The sequence below is a fragment of the Streptomyces sp. NPDC052109 genome, from assembly GCF_040680195.1.
Lineage (GTDB): Bacteria > Actinomycetota > Actinomycetes > Streptomycetales > Streptomycetaceae > Streptomyces.
On the sequence record NZ_JBFAWF010000015.1, the window covers coordinates 75,669 to 93,440 of the forward strand.

Here is a 17,772-nt window from a genome sequence, read left to right on the forward strand (position 1 = left end):
GGGGTGCCGCCGAGTCACGTGGACTCGGCGGAACCGCCATGCCGTCAGCCGGACCGTCCGCCGGTGAGGTCAGGAGTTCCAGACCTGGAACTCCGAGATCTGTCCGGCCGGCCACCCCGTGTTCGCCGTGATGTTCACCCGGAAGTAGCGCTGGGCGGTGGCGGGGAAGGCAAGGGTGACGGTGTTGCTGCCGGACGGGTCGAAGGTGTAGCTCGCCGACGCCTTGAGGGTGGTGAAGGTGGCGTTGTCCGTGCTCGCGAGCAGGGACAACGTCTGGGTGCGGGGGCCCCAGCCGGCGGGCAGCTGGAGGACGACGCGGGACGCGCTCTGGGCGGAGCCGAGGTCGACCTGGACCCATTGCGGGAAGGTGTTGTTGGCGCTTTCCCAGTAGGTGGACTGGTTGCCGTCGGTGACGTTCGACGAGGCGTACGTCTGAGTGTGGCTGGACTCGCTGGTGGCCTTGCCGGCGGCCAGGTTGGTGCTGCTCGTGGCGCCGGTTCCGGACAGCGCCACGGTGGTGGGGCCGTTGGAGGCGTTGCTGTTGACGGTGAGCGTGCCGGTGCGGGTGCCGGAGGCGGTCGGCGTGAAGGTGACGCCGACCGAGCAGGAGGCCCCGGCGGCAATGGAGGTGCCGCAGGTGTTGGTCTGGGCGTAGTCACCGGAGACGGTGACGCCGGAGACCGTCGCTGTCGCCGTGCCGGTGTTGGTCACCGTGACCGTCTGCGCGGCGCTGGTGGTGTGCGGCGTCTGGCCGGCGAAGGTCAGCGAGGCCGGCGAGGCCGACACCGTGGCCGAGGGGGAGCCGCTCGTCGCGGCGAAAGTGAGGTGGTTGAGATTCCAGCCGCCGTTGTCCTGGTTGAGCGTGAGGACCTGCCGACCGGCCGGGAGTGTGACGTCGGCCCTCACCGTGGTCCAGGTCTGCCAGCCGCCGGTGGCGGGGATGTCGACCGCTCCGCTGAGGTTGGTTCCGGATGCGCTGGACAGGTGCAACGCGCCGGTCACGGCGGCGGGAGCCGCGGTCCTCAGGCTGACGGTGTAGGTGCCGGCCGTGGCGACGTCCACGGTGTAGCGGAACCACTGCCCGCTGCCGGTCCAGCCGAGGTTGTAGCCGCCGCCGGTGTCGGAGGTGGTCTCCAGATCGACGCCGTCGGAGCGGTAGGCAGTGCCGTTGCCGTTGACCGAGGCGACGTTGTAGGCGACGCCCTGACCTCCGGTGTCGTAGTCCTCCGCCTGGACGGTGCCCGGCACGGCGGCGGGAGTACCGCCGTAGGGACCCTCGGGCGCGGGGTCCTGCCAGCTGTTGTCGCTCACCGTCGCGGTGAAGCCACTGGAGTTGTTGGTGAACGCGACGTTCCCCGAGTGCAGTCCGGTGAGGGTGTTTCCGGTGATCGTGGCGGATCCGCTGGGCGCGGGGTAGTACGGCGGTGCGATCACCACTCCGTTGCGGCCGGGGTTGGTGATCGTGTTGTTCTGCAGCAGCGTGTCGGTCGAGGTGGAGAAGCCGATCGCGTCATAGAGGGAGTCGGACACGGTGTTGCCGGTCACCGTGACGTGGTCGACGACGCCGGTGTTCTGGCCGTCGCCGCCGTTGCCGATGTGCAGCGCGGGCTGGCCCTGGCTGTAGGCGTTGCCGCCCGATCTGACGACGACGTTGCCGGTCACGGTCGCGGACAGCAGGTCGTTGCCGTTGACGCCGAAGCGGCCGGCGCCCAGGCCGATGTACCGCGCGGTGTCGCTGATGTAGTTGTTGCTGACCTGGTGGCCGCTTCCGCCGTAGATCCCGATGCCCTTGCCTCCCCACGGCGCGATCGCGGTGTTGTCGGTGAAGGTGATGTCGGTCATCGGGTGGTAGTAGGTCGTCGTGCTCCCGCTGGTGTTGTAGTTGACCGAGTTGATCGCCATCGCGTCGTCGCCGGTGCCGCGCACGAAGTTGTTCGTGGCGGTCAGGTCGTTTCCGGTGTCCGCGTCGAGCGACACGTTGTTCAGGTTGATCCCGTCGGCCCAGATCGAGGTCAGGCGGCTGTTCTGCACCTTTCCGCCGGTGCCCGACGCCCAGAAGCCGGACATGGTGTGCTGGGTCCAGATGCCGTCGGCCACCCAGTTGGTGCCGGTGGTGTCCATGGCGCCGCCATCGCCGCCGACAGTGCCGCGGCTGACGGCGTTGGCGTCGATGTGGAAGTCCCGCACGGTGCACGAGGTCAGGGAGAACAGCGCCGCCAGCGGGGTGCTGTTGGGCACCGGCACGTCACGGTAGATCGTGCTGTACCACATCCCGGCCCCGGCGATGGTGATGCCCTGCGCGCGCAGGCCGGTGGTGCCCTTCACGTAGAAGGTGCCCTGCGGAATCCAGAGGATCTTGCCCTGGGACTGCGCCTGGTTGATGCAGTTCTGGATGGCGGCGGTGCTGTCCACGGACTGGGGGTCGGCCGACCCGTTGGTCGGGTTGTCGTCGGACACCGCGCCGCAACTGGTGAGGGAGATCGAGTCGGCGGGTTGGGCGATCGGTGCCGGCGGGTTCTCCACGTCGATGGCGTCGACGTCGTAGAACGACGCGCTGTTCGAGGAGTCCTTCTGCAGCGAGAAGGTGCTGCCGGGGGCGATGGGCGTACCGGCGACGAACGTGTGCGACTCGTCGAAGAACACCCGCGGAGAGCCGTCCGCCGGGTTCTGGTTGTCGCTGGTGTTGTAGTTGTTGTTGCCTTCGTACACCCAGGTCTGCTTGGAGTTGAGGTTCAACGCCTGCCGGAAGGTGCCGTTGACGTACAGGTTCAGCGTGCCGGTGGTGCCGCCGCCCGACGAGGAGTCGGGGATGCTGGCCCGGACGTTGATGAAGCTGATGGGTTGGCCCGTGTTGTTCGTCCACTGCACCGACTGACCGGTGCTGCCGAGGTGGACGTACGCGTGCCCGGACGCCTCGAGTGCGGCGCTCGAGTACTGCGTCGTCGGCGCCGAGGCCAGCGACACCCTGTTGGCACCCCCGCCCAGGGTGCCGGCCTCGGCCTCATAGGTGGTGAACGGAGTGGTGGCGCCCACCGTCGTGCTCGCGGCGGGCTTCGCGCCGGCGGCCGACGCGGGTGGGGCGGCCGCGGTGCGGGAGGCGGCGCCGGCCGGCGCCAGGGACAGCCACACCATGCCCAGCGCGGCGACAAGGGCCACGGCCAGGCGCGGGACGAGCGCCGTGCCGCGTAAGGGCCTTGGAATTCTGCGCATTGGATGCTCCTCCGGGGAATGTGGGGGGACGGCGCCCCGACCGTACTGAGCATGACGGGGGGTCGCAAGAATCTGATCCAGCAAAGAAATTATTCTCCAGTGGACCGAAAGAACGCGCTGCGTACAACGGCCCGGGGGCCGGCCCACGCGGTTGTGGGCCGGCCCCCGGGGGTCGCGCACGGAATTCAGGACGACTCCTGACGGAGCGTCGTCGGATGACGCATCGGCGTCAGGGATTGACGTTGATGGTGAAGGTCGTGGTCGGGTTGTAGACGTCGATGTGGTTGTTGGTCTGGGTCAGGTGGTTGAACGTCGCCGAGCCCACGGCCGGGCCCTGTCCCGACTCGGGCATCGGATTGGCCCAGATTCCGTAGCCGGACTTGGCGTCGTAGGCGTCTCCGCTCTGCTGTGCCCCGGTGATGGACGTGTCGGTGAAGACGGTGTCCTTGATCGGGTTGAGCGCCGTGCCGTTGACGTAGTCGGTCTGGAACATGATGCCGGCGTACGTCGGGTCGACGATGTCGGTGTCGTTCACCCGGATCCCCTGGAACGGCTGGGTCGCGGAGAACAGCCAGATCGCGGGGAACACCTGGCCGCCCCAGAAGTGGCCACCGTCGCGCACCAGCGAGACGTTCTGGACGGTGGTCGGCTGGGTGCCGAATCCCTGGAAGGGGTAGCCGAAGTTCAGCGAGCTGATGGTGATGCCCGAATACGTCAGCGTGTCGGCCACGTACAGGTTCTGCAGGGTGTTGTTCTCACCGCCGTAGACGGCGACACCCGCCGCCCGCCACGGCGTCAGCGCGGTCAGGTTCTGGAAGGTGTTGTTCGTCAGGTCCGAGGAGTTGTGGTCCTGGGCCGCGAACAGCGCGAAGCTGTCGTCGCCGGTCGACCGGGCCTCGTCGTTGCTCACCAGGTTGTTCTGGCTGCCGTTGGTGAGGTTGATGCCGTCCGCGAAGGTGTCGCGGATCCGCATGTTCGTCGCCTTCAGCCCGTTCACGTGGGTGCCCCAGATGGCACACACCTGGTGCTCGATCCAGACGTCGTCGACGGTGATGTCGGAGACGTCGGTCAGGTCGAAGACCTTGCCGGGCCCGTCGATGCGGGAGGTGTAGTTGCCGAACCAGCCGAAGCCCTGGAACGAGGAGCCGTCGGCGCTGCTCTGCACCGACCACCCGACGTCCGAGTTCTCCGACGTGGCAGGGGAGTTGAACTGGGTGTACCAGGGTCCTGCGCCCACCACCTTGACGGCTTTGCCGTAGACGTTGAACTTACCGGTGGTCTGGTACTGCCCGGCGGGCAGGTAGACGCCTACGAGCTTGCCCGTGGTGTCCTGCCGGACGGTGTCGAGCGCCTTCTGTACGTCCTGCTGGCCGAAGCCCGCCGGGGTGAGGTAGGCGTTCGGGTCCGGGTTGGCGACCGGGGCGACCTGCTCGGTGTTGATGTAGTCGATCGCGTACTGCGAGGTGTTGGACGAGTCCTTCTGCAGCTTGATCACGCTGCCCTGGGGCACGGTCCGGTCGAGCATCACGTGCGCCTCGTCGTAGATGTGACGCGGCGATCCGGCGCTGGGATTGTTGCCCGGACCGGTCTCCGCGCCGTACAGCCAGGCGTACTTGGAGTTCAGCGTGATGGTCTGCAGGAAGGTGCCGTCGACGTAGACGTTCAGGGTGGCCGTGTCACCGCCGCCGCCGGGGGCGTCCGGGATGGAGAAGCGGGTCACCAGGGTGTTGGTGCTGGCCCGGGTGGTCCACTGGACGTAGGAACCGGTGGTGTTCAGGGTGACGGCCTTGCGCCCGGACGCCTCGCCGGCCAGGTCGCCGATGGTGCGGTTGGGGCCGACCACGGCGGCGCCGCCGCCGATCTGGCCGTCCTCGCCCTGGTACACGTCATAGGGCATGTTGGCGCCGCGGCCGACGAACAGCGAGGTGTCACTGGTGTTGTTGGCCTGTTTGACCGACAGCTCGTTGGGGTCGACGGCGACCACGGTGTGCACCGTGTACTTGCCGTTGACGGCCGTCCAGCTGCCCAGGCTCACCGGGGGAGCGGCGGCGCCGGCGGCGATCGTGCCGGTGTAGGAGCCGGTGAGGGTGGTGAGCGTCTTGCCGGTGCTGTCGAGCAGGGTGAGCGTGACGCCGTGGGAACCGCTGCCCGAGGCGACCGTGCCCTGGTTCTTCAGCGTCACCGAGAACTTGACGCTGCTGCCCGCCGAGGGGTTGTTCGGGCTCCAGTCCACGGTTCCGACCAGGTCCGAGCTCTGTACCGGCGCGACGACGAGGTTGTTCGGGTTGGTGTAGGTGTTGTTGTCGTAGCCCAGCTCGATGAAGCTCTTCGCCTCGTCCACCTTGGCGGTGAGCTGGTACGTACCGGCCGTCTGCGTGCCGATCACCGCGGACACCTTGGCGGAGGCGCCGGCGGCCAGAGCGCCGACGGGGGCGGTGCCGACCTTGGTGCTGCCCAGGTAGAAGTTGACGTTGGAGGCCGGAGAGGCCGCGGTGCCCACGTTGGCGACCGTGGCGGACGCGGTGACCGAGTCGGTCTCCACCGGGGCGGACGGGGACCACGAGGACGCGGAGACCGTCAGGTCGGGGTTGGGGGCCGGAGTACCGATCACCTGGAGTTCGCCGACCTGGCCGCCGGGGGCTCCGCTGTTGCCGGTGATGCTCAGCTCGACGTCCGCGACCGTGGCACTCACCGGGATGGTGACGGTGTTGCCGGTGTTGGGGTCGAAGGTGTACGTCTGCGCGGCCGAGATGCTGGTGAAGTCCGTCGCGCTCTGCTCACGGCCGAGCACCTGAATGGTCTGGGTGCGCGTGGACCAGGCCGAGGCCGGGTTGAGCTTCACCACGACGGAGGTGACGTCGGCGTTCGCGCCGAGTTGCACGGTGAGCCGGCTCGGGTACGAGGAGCCCTCGAAGTACGTGGTGAGGTCGCCGTCGTTCGCGTTCGCCGGGGCGTAGGTGTACGTGTACGGGGTACCGGTGATCGGCTTGTGCAGCGCCAGGTTGGTGCCGCTGCCGCCGGTGCCGGTGCGGGTGACGGTGTTGCCGGCGGGCGAGACGTTGCCGGCGGCGTCGCGCGCCTTGACGTAGTACGACACCGTCGCCGTGGCCGGCTGGGAGTCGGTCCAGGTCAAGGTGGTGCCGCCGACGGTGACGGCCAGCGCGCCGTTGCGGTAGACGTCGTAGGCGGTGACGCCGACGTTGTCGGTCGACGCTCCCCACGACAGGGCGATCTGACCGGACTGCGGCTGGGTGTAGGTCAGGGTGCCGGGCGCGGTGGGGGGCGTGGTGTCGGTGGTGCTCGGCCCGTACACCTTGAACTCGGAGATCTGGGCCGCCGGCCATCCGGTGTTGGCCGTGATCAGCGTCCGCAGGTAACGGGTGCCGGTCGCCGCGAAGTTGATGGTGACCGTGCTGTTGGTGGCCGGATCGAACGTGTACGAGGCGGACGCCACGATGGTGGTGAAGTTGCTGCCGTCGATGCTGCCCTGGACCGACAGCGTCTGGGTCCGGGCGGCCCAGTTGGTCACCGGCACCTGCAGCACGAGCTGGTTGACGCTGGTGGTGGCGCCCAGGTCGACCTGCAGCCACTGCGGGAAGGCGTTGTTGGCGCTCTCCCAGTAGGTGGCCTGGTTACCGTCGTTGGCGTTGGCCGGTGTGTAGCTCTGGGTGTAGCTGCCGGCGCTCATGGTCTTGCCCGCCGCCAGGTCGGTCCCGGCGGCGTGGGCGGGTCCGGCCTGCAGCACCGCCAGCAGTGCCGCCAGCATGCTGAGCACCGCGACGACGGCGGTTCGCTGCCGGCCTGAGGCGGGCGGCGCGGAGGATCTTCCGGTGGTTCTCATCCTCGTCCTCGGTTCCTTGGAGGGTGGGGGTGGGGTGCGAGGTGTGACGAACTCGGCGCGTGGGCGGGCCACGCTTCGCGGAAAATTACGGTGATGGCCTGGTTCAGTAGCCATGACCTGATGAAAAATTGTTACAACTAGCTGAAAAGAAGTTACTGAGCAGCAATGGGCTCGTCAACGAATCAGACAGCGCGGGGAGTTCGGGCTTGATAGCCGCTCTTGAGCCGCGCCGGTCGCCCTCCGGCCGTCCGTCCCCGTAGAGGGCGGGACGGCCCCGCTGGTGCCAACGCCAGGAAGGGCCGCAGGAAGTCGCAGGCCCGCGGCACCCCGCGGGTGCCGCGTGCCTGTGACGCGCGGCACCGGCACGAAGCAGCCCTAACGGCAGGGAGAAACAGCGGGTGACCGAGATCGGCACACGCTTCGGTGACCACCCGCTCCAGCGCCGAGACGAGACCGGTCACCGGAGTTCCGTACCAGGGCTCCTCGATCCCATGGCCAAGCCGCTCCGCGACCGGGCGGATCACCTGGACGACCACCCGGCGCAGCTCCTCGTCCACCACCGGCCGTGGCAGCGCAGGCACGAGCGCCGGGTCGTCCCGGTGCACGCGGGCCGGCCGTGCCTGCTCGATCCGTCCGGCCGGATACGGGCGCTCATGCCGTGACCGGCCGGGCGAAGGTGCCGTGGGTGGCCCGTGCCGCACCGCGCGGTTCGCCTCGTCCCGGCAGCGGCGAACGCAGCAGCCGCTGGAAACGTCCGGGCCCAGTTGCGAGGCCTTCGTCCGGCCGAACTGCTCCACGGCGGTTTCCGCGAAGTGAGCCACATCGGCACGGGACCGCCTTCCGGCAGGTACCGGCGGACGTCCTCGGGGGAGAGCGCAGCGGCCAGGTCCCACCGTCCGCGCGGGCGTCCTTGGCGTGGCCGACGTCGGTGAGGGTGTCTTCTCGCGCGTGTGGGGCCCGGCCGTGTCCGGCCGGGCCCCACTCCTCCTGCGCGCCTCACATGCTCCGCGTACTCGGACGGGTTCGTCTACCAGCGGTACCAGCGGCCCCTGCGGCCACCGCTGCCCGCGGGCCGGACGACGAAGCCGAGCAGCCACGCGACCAGGACGATCACCGCGAGCCACCACAGCGCCTTCAGCGCGAAGCCCGCGCCGAAGAGGACCAGGGCCAGCAGAAGAACCAGAAGCAAAGGAACCATTGTCATCAACCTCCTGGCCACCGGATGCCCTTACTCCGCTCCTACAAGCCCGCAAAAAACGAGTTACTTCCATGCGATGCAGGGCACGTTCGCGTGTTGCGGAGGCGAACCCGGCCAACGCTGACACCGCCCCATCGGCGATCCCCACGGGGCCCATTCCGGAACCTGCCACGGGCTCCGGGGAGTTCCAGGCGGCGAACGCGTTGACGCCCTGCGGTGAATGACGATGCCCCTGACGTCCCTGAGCCACTGGCGGAGAAAGACGCCTACCGGTGGAGGCTCGCAGAGACCGAGTGCGGTCGCCGCCTTGTCCAGCTCCTCGTCCGGCCGGCCCCAGGGTGACCGGGTACAGTGCGCGAGACGGCAGCCTGGGCAGGGAGGGGAAGCGTGACCGCCACCAGTGACATCCGACCCGCCGACGGTGAAGCGCGAGCGCCGCGGCCGAGCCGACTGCACCGCCTGATGCGCTACATCCCCCTGATCGCCCCCGTCCTGCTGTGGGCCGTGCCCTGCTGGGTACTCCTGTACACCGGCCAGCACTGGCCGCTGCCCGTGACGCCGGTCGGCACCGCCCTCTTCGTCCTCGGCCTCGTCGGTATGCCGCTCGCGATGGCGCGCGGCCACGGCCGGCGCCAGCAGGACCGGGCGGCGATCGTCGGTGACACCCTGCTGGGTACCAGTTGGGTTCTGTTCACCTGGTCCGTTCTGCTCGGCGTCCCGTTGCGGCTCGCCCTGACCGTGGCCGGCGTCGAGGAGAGTCAGGACCGGGCCCGAATCGTCACCTGGGCCGTCCTCGGCGTAACCGCCGTACTGCTCGCCTGGGGGTACACCGAGGCCCGCCGCGTGCCACGCGTGCGCCGACTCGACGTGCAACTCCCACGGCTGGGTGCCGGGTTGGACGGTATCCGCGTCGTCCTCATCACCGACACCCACTACGGTCCCCTCGATCGCGCTCGCTGGTCGGCACGGGTATGCGAGACGGTGAACACCCTGGAGGCAGACCTGGTCTGCCACACCGGCGACATCGCGGACGGCACGGCCGAACGCCGCCGTGCCCAGGCCGCCCCACTCGGTACCGTGCGGGCCACCCGGGCCCGGGTCTACGTCACCGGCAACCACGAGTACTACAGCGAGGCCCAGGGCTGGGTCGACCTGATGGACGAGCTGGGCTGGGAGCCGCTGCGCAACCGCCATCTGCTGCTCGAACGCGGAGGCGACACCCTCGTGGTCGCCGGCGTGGACGACGTCACCGCCGAGTCCTCCGGCCTGGCGGGCCACCGCGCCCACCTCGCCGGAGCCCTGAACGGTGCCGACCCCGACCTGCCCGTCCTGCTCCTGGCACACCAGCCGAAGTTCGCCGACCGGGCGGCAGCCGCCGGCGTCGACCTCCAGCTCTCCGGCCACACCCACGGCGGCCAGATCTGGCCCTTCCACCACCTGGTCCGCATCGACCAGCCCGCCCTCGCCGGCCTCAGCCACCACGGCACCCGCACCCTCCTCTACACCAGCCGCGGCACCGGCTTCTGGGGCCCGCCGTTCCGCGTCTTCGCCCCCAGCGAGATCACCCTGCTCGTGCTCCGCTCCCCGCACCTGCCCACATCGCCGTAGACGGGGAACAGGCTCGTCTCGCCGAGGACAAGATCCGCAGGAGGAGTTGACGATCCGCTCGGGATCCTGTCCAGGCGGGAGATCGCCGGGCACGGATGCGCACCCGCGCCGCGACGACCGTGCGGACCCGCGAGCAGGGCCGCCGGCTCGGCGGCCGCCCGCCGTACGGCTACCGCCTCGTCGATGTCGTCGGCCCGCATCCCCACCGTGCCCTTGCACGCCGTGGGCCACGCATACCCAGCGACTGGCCCGGCACGGCATTGCCCGCATCACCCGCGCCCTCATCGACACCGGCCTCCCCTGCCCATTCCCCCGCCCGCTACCGGTGCCGTCATGGCCACACCAGCGCCATCCGCCCGGCGCACGGCCGCACCCAGCTCCCGCTTCGAGCCAGACGGCGGCGTCCTGCGTCTCCCCCGGCTGCGGCACGCGAGGGTTGCGTCGTGGTCCGCAGCCCACCCTTGCGAGCGTGGTCGGGTGGGCCGGCGATCGAGATCGGTGACCGCCCCGAACGCTTGGTGAGACCTTGACGACACGCGTGTGTACCCCGCTCCCGGAAAGGCGCCCGCCCCATCCGCCCGGTTCGCGCGACGGACCTGCCCTCCGGCCGCGTAGAGCAGACGACGGATTCACCCACGGAGGGGGCTGCACAGTGACAGCGCGTGCACTCGAGGGGGCACTGAGGGGTGCCAGGAGTACGGCGATCGCGGCGGCGGCGATGGCCGTCCTGACCGCGTCGCAGGCGCCGGGGGCGGTCTCGGCCGAGGCCGCGGAGCCCGCGCGGACGGCGGCGCCCGCCGAGCCCGGCCCCAGCGTGTCCGGCGACACCCCGTACCGCACCGGCCTTCCCCCGCTGCGGACACGGAAGAACGGCTCGGCACCGGAAACGATGAGCGGCGGGGCCCTGCCCGCGAGCGTGTTCGCCGCGTACCGGCGCGCCGAGGAGGAGCTGGCGCGCAGCGCGCCCGGCTGCCGGCTGCGCTGGCAACTGCTGGCCGCGATCGGCCAGGTGGAGTCCGGGCAGGCACGGGGCGGCCGGGTGACCCCGGACGGTACGACCGTGACGCCCATCCTCGGCCCGCGGCTGACCGGAGGCGCCATCGCCGTCGTGCCGGACACCGACGGCGGCGCGTACGACGGGGACGCGGTGTACGACCGCGCGGTCGGCCCGATGCAGTTCATCCCGTCCACATGGGCCCGCTGGGGCGCGGACGGCAACGGCGACGGACGGTCGGACCCGAACAACGTCTACGACGCGGCGCTCGCCGCCGGCCGTTACCTGTGCGCGGGCGGCCGGGACCTGTCACACCCCGCCGACCTGGACCGGGCGATCCTGGGCTACAACCACTCGGACGCCTATCTGCGCACGGTCGAAGCCTGGTACGCGTACTACCTGACCGGACACCGCGTGGTGCCGGACGCGTCCGCCGGAGCCCGGTCGGACGGGCCGAAGCCGTCCCGCCCGAAGAGGCCGAAGTCCTCGCCGTCGAAGCGCTCGGGCGACCGGAACCCGGGCCCTGGTCCCTCGCGCACGCCGTCGACGCCGCCCGTCTCACCCTCCCCCGGCCCGTCCCGTACGGCCGGCGTCCCGAAGGCGTCCGGGACGCCGCTGGTCCCCGTCCCCGAGCCGACTCTCACGCTGCCCGGCGGCGTCCTGCCCGACGCGGGGCCGCTGACCATCGGCAACGGCTGGAACACGATGGGCGCCTCCCCCTCCACAACCACGACTACCCGGCGGTAATGTCGCCACCCGCCGGAAGCCCAGAACCGGCGGGTGAGTGCGAAGGGGCCCTCATGGCGACGGAGATGCCTGCGGACACAGCGACCGCCGAGGAGCGTTGGCAGCGCATGTGGAGCCATCGCGAGCAGCTGCTCAAGGTGGCCCGGCGACGCTCCATGAGCCAGGAGGATGCCGAGGACGCCGTGCACGAGGCGATGCTGCGGGCCGCGGAACGCCCGGACCTCGACGACGAGCGGCTCGGCGCCTGGCTGACGACGGTGACGATGCGGCTGTGCGTCGACCGGTACCGGCAGGTCAACCGCGAGGCCGAGGTGGGCAGCCGCCCCACGCTCGTCGCGCCGGGCCCGGTACCCGTCGAGGAGGCGGTGTGCGACCGGGCCGAGGCGAAGTGGCTCGCCGTGCGCAGCGGTGAGCTGCCCGCCCGGCAGGCGGAGGCGCTCCGGCTGAAGTCCGAGGACCTGGACGTGAGCCAGGTCGCGGTGCGGATGGGGCTCAGCTACCGGACCGTCGAGTCGCTGCTCGCCCGGGCCCGGCGGACCCTGCGCGCCTCGCTGGCCGCGACGCTCGCGCTGGTGCTTTTCCTGGTCGGGCGCGGGCGGCTGCGCGGGGGTGGCAAGGCCCAGGTGGTCGCGGTGACCTCGACGGCGGCGACCCTGGCGGTGGCGGGGTTCCTGCTGCCGTACGCGCTCGATGCGGGCGGAAACGGGAACGGTCCGGCGCCGCGGCCGGCCGTGGCCGGCGACGCGCAGGTCCGGCGCAGCGACGCCACGGGCCGGGGGCACACCCCCAAGACGCCCACCTCCCGGCCCCCGGCGCCCGGGGCCCGGAGTCGGACGCCCTCACCGACCGGGGGAACGTCCCTGCCGCTGCCGGTGCCCCTGGCGTCCCTGCCGAACGTGTCCTCGTCCCCGCTCCCGGGGCTGCCGGCGCCGCAGCTGCCCGGCGTGCCGAAGGTGCCGGACCTGCCGACGGGGTCGGCCGCCTCCTCGGTCCCGTCGCTTCCCCCGGTCTCGGCGCTACCGGCCGCTCCGCTCTCCTCCCCCGTCCCTGTCCCGAGGCTGCCTTCGAGCACGCCGTCGCCGAAGCTGCCGTAGCACGCCGTAAACCCGTCCGAAAAAATTTCCCGGTCGCCGCGACGGACGCCCCGCGCCTGCCCGTAGAGCAGATGTCGGAGCCGCTCCACGGGCGAAGGGTAGAACCGGATGGGTGTCGAGATCTGTGTGGAAGGGCTGACCAAGTCCTTCGGCCACCAGGTCATCTGGCAGGACGTCTCGCTGACGCTGCCCGCCGGGGAGGTCTCGGTGATGCTCGGTCCCTCGGGGACGGGCAAGTCGGTGTTCCTCAAAACGCTCGTGGGGCTGCTGAAGCCGGAGCGCGGCTCCATCACGATCCAGGGCCGGGACATCACCAGGCTCCGTGAGCACGACCTGTACGAGGTGCGGAAGCTTTTCGGCGTGCTGTTCCAGGACGGCGCGCTCTTCGGCTCGATGAACCTGTACGACAACATCGCCTTCCCGCTGCGCGAGCACACCCGCAGGTCCGAGAGCGAGATCCGGCGCATCGTGCTGGAGAAGATGGACATGGTCGGGCTGATCGGCGCCGAGGGGAAGCTGCCCGGCGAGATCTCCGGCGGTATGCGCAAGCGTGCCGGGCTCGCCCGCGCCCTGGTCCTCGACCCGGAGATCATCCTGTTCGACGAGCCGGACTCGGGTCTGGACCCGGTCCGCGTGGCCTACCTCAACCAGCTCATCGTCGACCTCAACGCACAGATCGACGCGACCTTCCTCATCGTCACCCACGACATCGCCTCGGCCCGCCAGGTCCCGGACAACATCGGGCTGCTGTTCCGGCGCGAGCTGGTGATGTTCGGGCCCCGTGAGGAGCTGCTGACCAGTGACGAGCCCGTCGTACGGCAGTTCCTGAACGGCCGGATGCAGGGGCCGATCGGCATGGCGGAGGAGAAGGACGCGGCCCAGGTCGAGCAGGAGCTGGCCCAGATAGACGAGGGTCCACGAGTCCGGGGCCTGACACCCCGCCTGCTGCCCGGCCCCGGCATCACCCGCCCGCCTCGCTGGGAGGCGATCGCGCGACGCGAGGCAGAGCTGCACGGGACGGGGGCGAGCAGCGCATGAGGCTCTCCCCGACGGGTGCGCTCCGGCACTCGGGCAACCTCTTCGCGATGGCGCTGGACGTCGTGCGGACCCTGCCCCGACGGCCCTTCCAGGCAAGGGAGTTCATCCAGCAGGCGTGGTTCGTCGCGAGCGTCACCATTCTGCCGACGGCGCTGGTCTCGATCCCCTTCGGGGCGGTCATCGCGCTGCAGATCGGCAGTCTGACACGGCAGTTGGGCGCGCAGTCCTTCTCCGGTGCCGCGTCCGTGCTCGCGGTGCTGCGCGAGGCCTCGCCGATCGTCACCGCGCTGCTGATCGCGGGCGCGGGCGGCACGGCGATCTGTGCGGACCTCGGGGCGCGCAAGATCCGGGACGAGATCGACGCGATGCAGGTGCTCGGCATCGACCCGGTGCACCGGCTCGTCGTACCGCGCGTGCTGGCGTCGATGGTCGTGGCCGTGCTGCTCAACGGCCTCGTCTCGGTCGTCGGTGTCGCGGGCGGCTACTTCTTCAACGTCGTCCTCCAGCACGGCACGCCCGGCGCCTACCTGGCGTCCTTCACCACCCTCGCCCAGCTGTCCGACCTGTGGGCGGCGGAGATCAAGGCGCTCGTGTTCGGGGCCATCGCGGCGATCGTCGCCTCGTACAAGGGGCTCACGGCGCAGGGCGGTCCGAAGGGTGTGGGCGATGCCGTCAACCAGTCCGTGGTGATCACCTTCATGTTGCTGTTCGTGACCAACTTCGTGATGACCGCGGTGTACTTCCAGGTCGTCCCGCAGAGGGGTTAGCCGATGAGACCTCGGAAAGTCCTCGATCGCCCCTTGCGCTCACTGGAAGAGCTGGGCACCCAACTGTCCTTCTACGGGCGCTCCCTGGCGTGGACGGGCCGCACCCTGCGCCGCTACAAGAAGGAGATCCTGCGGCTGCTCGCCGAGGTGAGCTTCGGGCGCGGCGCGCTCGCCGTCGTCGGCGGCACGGTCGGCGTGATCGCGTTCCTGTCCTTCTTCACCGGCACCGAGGTCGGCCTCCAGGGCTACGCGGCCCTCAACCAGCTCGGCACCTCCAACTTCGTGGCGTTCCTGTCGGCGTACTTCAACACCCGGGAGATCGCCCCGCTGGTGGCCGGGCTCGCCCTGTCCGCGACGGTCGGCGCCGGGTTCACCGCGCAGCTCGGTGCGATGCGGATCAGCGAGGAGACCGACGCGCTGGAGGTGATGGGCGTCCCCTCGCTGCCGTTCCTGGTGACGACGAGGATGATCGCCGGCTTCGTCGCGGTGATCCCGCTGTACGTGATCGGGCTGCTGTCCTCGTACCTGGCCGCCCGCACCATCACCACCGGGTACTACGGGCAGTCGACGGGCACGTACGACCACTACTTCCACCAGTACCTGCCGCCCGTCGACGTGTTCTGGTCCTTCGGCAAGGTGATCGTCTTCGCCGTGCTGATCATCCTGGTGCACTGCTACTACGGCTACCACGCGAGCGGCGGCCCGGCGGGCGTCGGCGTCGCGGTGGGCCGTGCGGTGCGGACCTCGATCGTCGCCGTCAACGTCCTGGACTTCTTCCTGAGCCTCGCGATCTGGGGCGCCACCACGACCGTACGGATAGCGGGGTGAGAGCGGTGCGCATGCACAGAACGAGACTCAGGCTCTACGGCGTCGCTTTCCTCGCCGTGCTCGCGCTGCTGCTGTCGCTCGCGGTGGCCGTCTACCAGCAGGCGTTCACGTCCGTCGTGCCCATCACCCTGGAGGCCGGCACCCTCGGCAACCAGCTCGATCCACGCGCCGACGTCAAGCTGCGCGGGCTGCTGGTCGGCGAGGTGCGCGAGGTGCACGCGGACGGCACCAAGGCCACGCTCGACATCGCGCTCGATCCGCGGTACGTCCCGTACATCCCCTCGGACGTGCACGCGCGTCTGCTGCCCAAGACGCTGTTCGGCGAGAAGTACGTCGACCTGGTCCCGCCCCCGCGTTCCTCGGCTCGGCCCGTCCGCGCCGGAGACGTCATCACCCAGGACCGCACGAAGGCCGGCATCGAGGTGCAGCAGCTGATGAACGACCTGCTGCCGCTGCTGCGCACGGTCCGGCCGGGCGAGCTCAACGCGACGCTGTCGGCGTTCGCCACGGCGCTGGAGGGCCGCGGCGACCGGATCGGTGACAACCTCACCCGGGTCGAGGGTTATCTGCGCCGTCTCAACCCGCACATGCCCTCCCTCGAGGAGGACATCTCGCGGTTCGCGGACGTCGCCGAGGTGTACGGCGACGCCGCGCCCGACCTGATGCGGATCCTGCGCAACACGGTCACCACCAGCCGCACGATCGTCGACAAGAAGGACCAGCTGGCCGCCGCGCTCCGCTCGACCGCGTCCGTGGCGGACACGGCGAACGGCTTCCTGTCCGAGAACGGCGACCGGCTGATCACCCTGGGCCGGGTCTCCCGTCCCACGCTGGAGCTGTTCGCCCGATACTCCCCCGAGTACCCGTGCCTGTTCCAGGGACTGGTCCGGCAGGAGAAGGCCTCGGAGGACGCGTTCCGGGGCGGCGAGATGCGGATCACCCTCGAAGTCGTCCGGCCGCAGGGGGCGTACCAGCCCGGTGAGGAGCCGGTGTACGGCGAGCGGTCCGGCCCGAACTGCCGTGGCCTGCCGCATCCTCAGGTGCCCGGCCCGAAACCCCATCTCGATGACGGTACGTCGGCCGGAGGTTCCGGCGGCGCACTCCCCGGAGGTGTCAACGTGTCCGCCACCCGGGCCGAGCAGCGGGCCGTCGGCTCGCTCGTGGCCCCCGTCATGGGCGTCCCCGCCGACCAGGTGCCGTCCGTCGCGACCCTGCTGTTCGGTCCGCTCGCCCGCGGAACGGCGGTGAGTGTCGCATGAGCGGGTCAGGAACCCGGCAGACCGCCGCCCCGCTGGTCAAGTTCAGCCTCTTCGCACTGGTCACGATCGCGGCGACGGCGCTGCTCGCCGCCACCATCGTCAACATCTCCTTCACCCCGAAGGACACCTACCACGCCGTGTTCACCGACGTCACCGGGCTGGAGACCGGCGACGACATCCGCGTGGCCGGAGTGCGGGTGGGAGAGGTCGAGGGCATCCGGGTCAAGGACCGGACCCTGGCGGAGGTCACGTTCACCGTCAGCGCGGACCGGCCGCTGCTCGCGGGGACCCACGCGGTCGTCCGCTACCGCAACCTGGTCGGGCAGCGCTACATCGCGCTCACCGAGGGCCCCGGCGACGTCACCGCCCGGCTGCGGCCGGGCGGAACCATACCGCTGTCCCGGACCCAGCCGGCGCTGGACCTCAACGCCCTGCTGAACGGCTTCAAGCCGCTGTTCGCCGCACTCAGCCCGAGCGACGTCAACCAGCTCGCCACCGAGATCGTCCAGACCCTCCAGGGCGAGGGCGGCACCGTGAACAGCCTGCTGGCGCACACGGCCTCACTCACCACCACCCTGGCCGACCGCGACAAGCTGATCGGCTCGGTGGTCGACAACCTCAACACCGTCCTGGACACGCTCGACAAGCGCGGCTCCCGCTTCTCCGATCTGCTCACACAGCTGCGCCGGGTGGTGTCCGGGCTGGCCGCCGACCGCAAGCCCATCGGGGAGTCGCTGGTGAGCATCGGCGACCTCACCGACGTCACGTCGGGGCTGCTGAAGGACGCGCGTCCACCGCTGAAGGACGACATCGCCGGGCTCGGCGATCTCACCGGAACCCTGGACAAGAACGAGCACACCGTGGAGGGCGTCCTGAAGCGACTGCCGAACAAGCTCAACGCGCTGACCGGGACGGCGTCCTACGGCTCCTGGTTCAACTTCTACCTCTGTGACTTCGACGGCCGGATCGTGCTGCCGAAGACCAAGCAGGTGATCACCCCGGACCTGCACGTGGCGCGGGCGAGGTGTGGCGGATGAGACCGCGTGTCCTGCGGCAGCGCCGTCCCGAGCCGCTGGTGAAGGTACGGGTGCTGCCGCCGAGGCTGCCGAAACTCCCCCGGCTGCTCCCGAAGCGCAAGCCCCGCCCCCAGCCGTTGGTCAAGGTGCGCGTCCTGCCACCGAAGCTGCC

At 70.3% G+C, this 17,772-nt stretch carries 12 protein-coding genes; 9 read left to right on the forward strand and 3 right to left on the reverse strand.

Annotated elements, in window-relative coordinates; genetic code table 11:
* Positions 1–69 precede the first annotated feature (69 nt).
* Together AB0L59_RS27260 and AB0L59_RS27265 are read right to left on the reverse strand one after the other, a co-directional pair.
* Positions 70–3,210 carry a discoidin domain-containing protein gene (locus tag AB0L59_RS27260; RefSeq protein WP_365588560.1) on the reverse strand — a complete coding sequence of 1,047 codons (3,141 nt, stop codon included), beginning with the start codon at positions 3,208–3,210 and terminating at the stop codon, positions 70–72.
* Between the two features lie 229 nt (positions 3,211–3,439).
* On the reverse strand, positions 3,440–7,051 hold the full coding sequence (locus AB0L59_RS27265) for a discoidin domain-containing protein (RefSeq protein WP_365588562.1): 3,612 nt from the start codon (positions 7,049–7,051) through the stop codon (positions 3,440–3,442).
* A 398-nt stretch (positions 7,052–7,449) separates the two neighbouring features.
* Here AB0L59_RS27265 and AB0L59_RS27270 point away from each other — a divergent pair, with 398 nt between their 5' ends.
* A complete protein-coding gene (locus tag AB0L59_RS27270) occupies positions 7,450–7,713 on the forward strand; it encodes a hypothetical protein (protein ID WP_365588564.1) in 264 nt (87 codons plus the stop codon).
* Between the two features lie 365 nt (positions 7,714–8,078).
* Here AB0L59_RS27270 and AB0L59_RS27275 read toward each other — a convergent pair whose 3' ends face one another.
* On the reverse strand, positions 8,079–8,249 hold the full coding sequence (locus AB0L59_RS27275; RefSeq protein WP_365588567.1) for a hydrophobic protein: 171 nt from the start codon (positions 8,247–8,249) through the stop codon (positions 8,079–8,081).
* Between the two features lie 387 nt (positions 8,250–8,636).
* Here AB0L59_RS27275 and AB0L59_RS27280 point away from each other — a divergent pair, with 387 nt between their 5' ends.
* The 8 genes from AB0L59_RS27280 to AB0L59_RS27315 all read left to right on the forward strand — a co-directional run bounded on the left by AB0L59_RS27280 (position 8,637) and on the right by AB0L59_RS27315 (position 17,621).
* On the forward strand, positions 8,637–9,857 hold the full coding sequence (locus AB0L59_RS27280; protein ID WP_365588569.1) for a metallophosphoesterase: 1,221 nt from the start codon (positions 8,637–8,639) through the stop codon (positions 9,855–9,857).
* A gap of 652 nt (positions 9,858–10,509) precedes the next feature.
* Positions 10,510–11,598, forward strand: a complete 1,089-nt coding sequence (locus tag AB0L59_RS27285) for a lytic transglycosylase domain-containing protein (protein ID WP_365588572.1) — start codon at positions 10,510–10,512, stop codon at positions 11,596–11,598.
* A 53-nt stretch (positions 11,599–11,651) separates the two neighbouring features.
* On the forward strand, positions 11,652–12,692 hold the full coding sequence (locus AB0L59_RS27290) for a sigma-70 family RNA polymerase sigma factor (RefSeq protein WP_365588574.1): 1,041 nt from the start codon (positions 11,652–11,654) through the stop codon (positions 12,690–12,692).
* A gap of 108 nt (positions 12,693–12,800) precedes the next feature.
* Entirely contained in the window at positions 12,801–13,730 is a 930-nt protein-coding gene (locus AB0L59_RS27295; protein ID WP_365588576.1) for an ABC transporter ATP-binding protein, read from the forward strand.
* Entirely contained in the window at positions 13,727–14,497 is a 771-nt protein-coding gene (locus tag AB0L59_RS27300) for an ABC transporter permease (protein WP_365588579.1), read from the forward strand. Before AB0L59_RS27295 ends, AB0L59_RS27300 begins: the two co-directional genes overlap by 4 nt.
* A gap of 3 nt (positions 14,498–14,500) precedes the next feature.
* Positions 14,501–15,325: an ABC transporter permease gene (locus AB0L59_RS27305; protein ID WP_365588581.1), complete on the forward strand. Its 825-nt coding sequence runs from the start codon at positions 14,501–14,503 to the stop codon at positions 15,323–15,325.
* Positions 15,326–15,336: 11 nt separating this feature from the next.
* Complete coding sequence (locus AB0L59_RS27310) at positions 15,337–16,584, forward strand: MCE family protein (RefSeq protein ID WP_365588583.1); 1,248 nt, start codon at positions 15,337–15,339, stop codon at positions 16,582–16,584.
* The gene (locus AB0L59_RS27315) at positions 16,581–17,621 is read left to right on the forward strand and encodes an MCE family protein (protein WP_365588586.1); all 1,041 of its coding nucleotides are present in this window, start codon (positions 16,581–16,583) and stop codon (positions 17,619–17,621) included. The genes AB0L59_RS27310 and AB0L59_RS27315 overlap by 4 nt, the downstream gene beginning before the upstream one ends.
* The last annotated feature ends 151 nt before the right edge of the window (positions 17,622–17,772 follow it).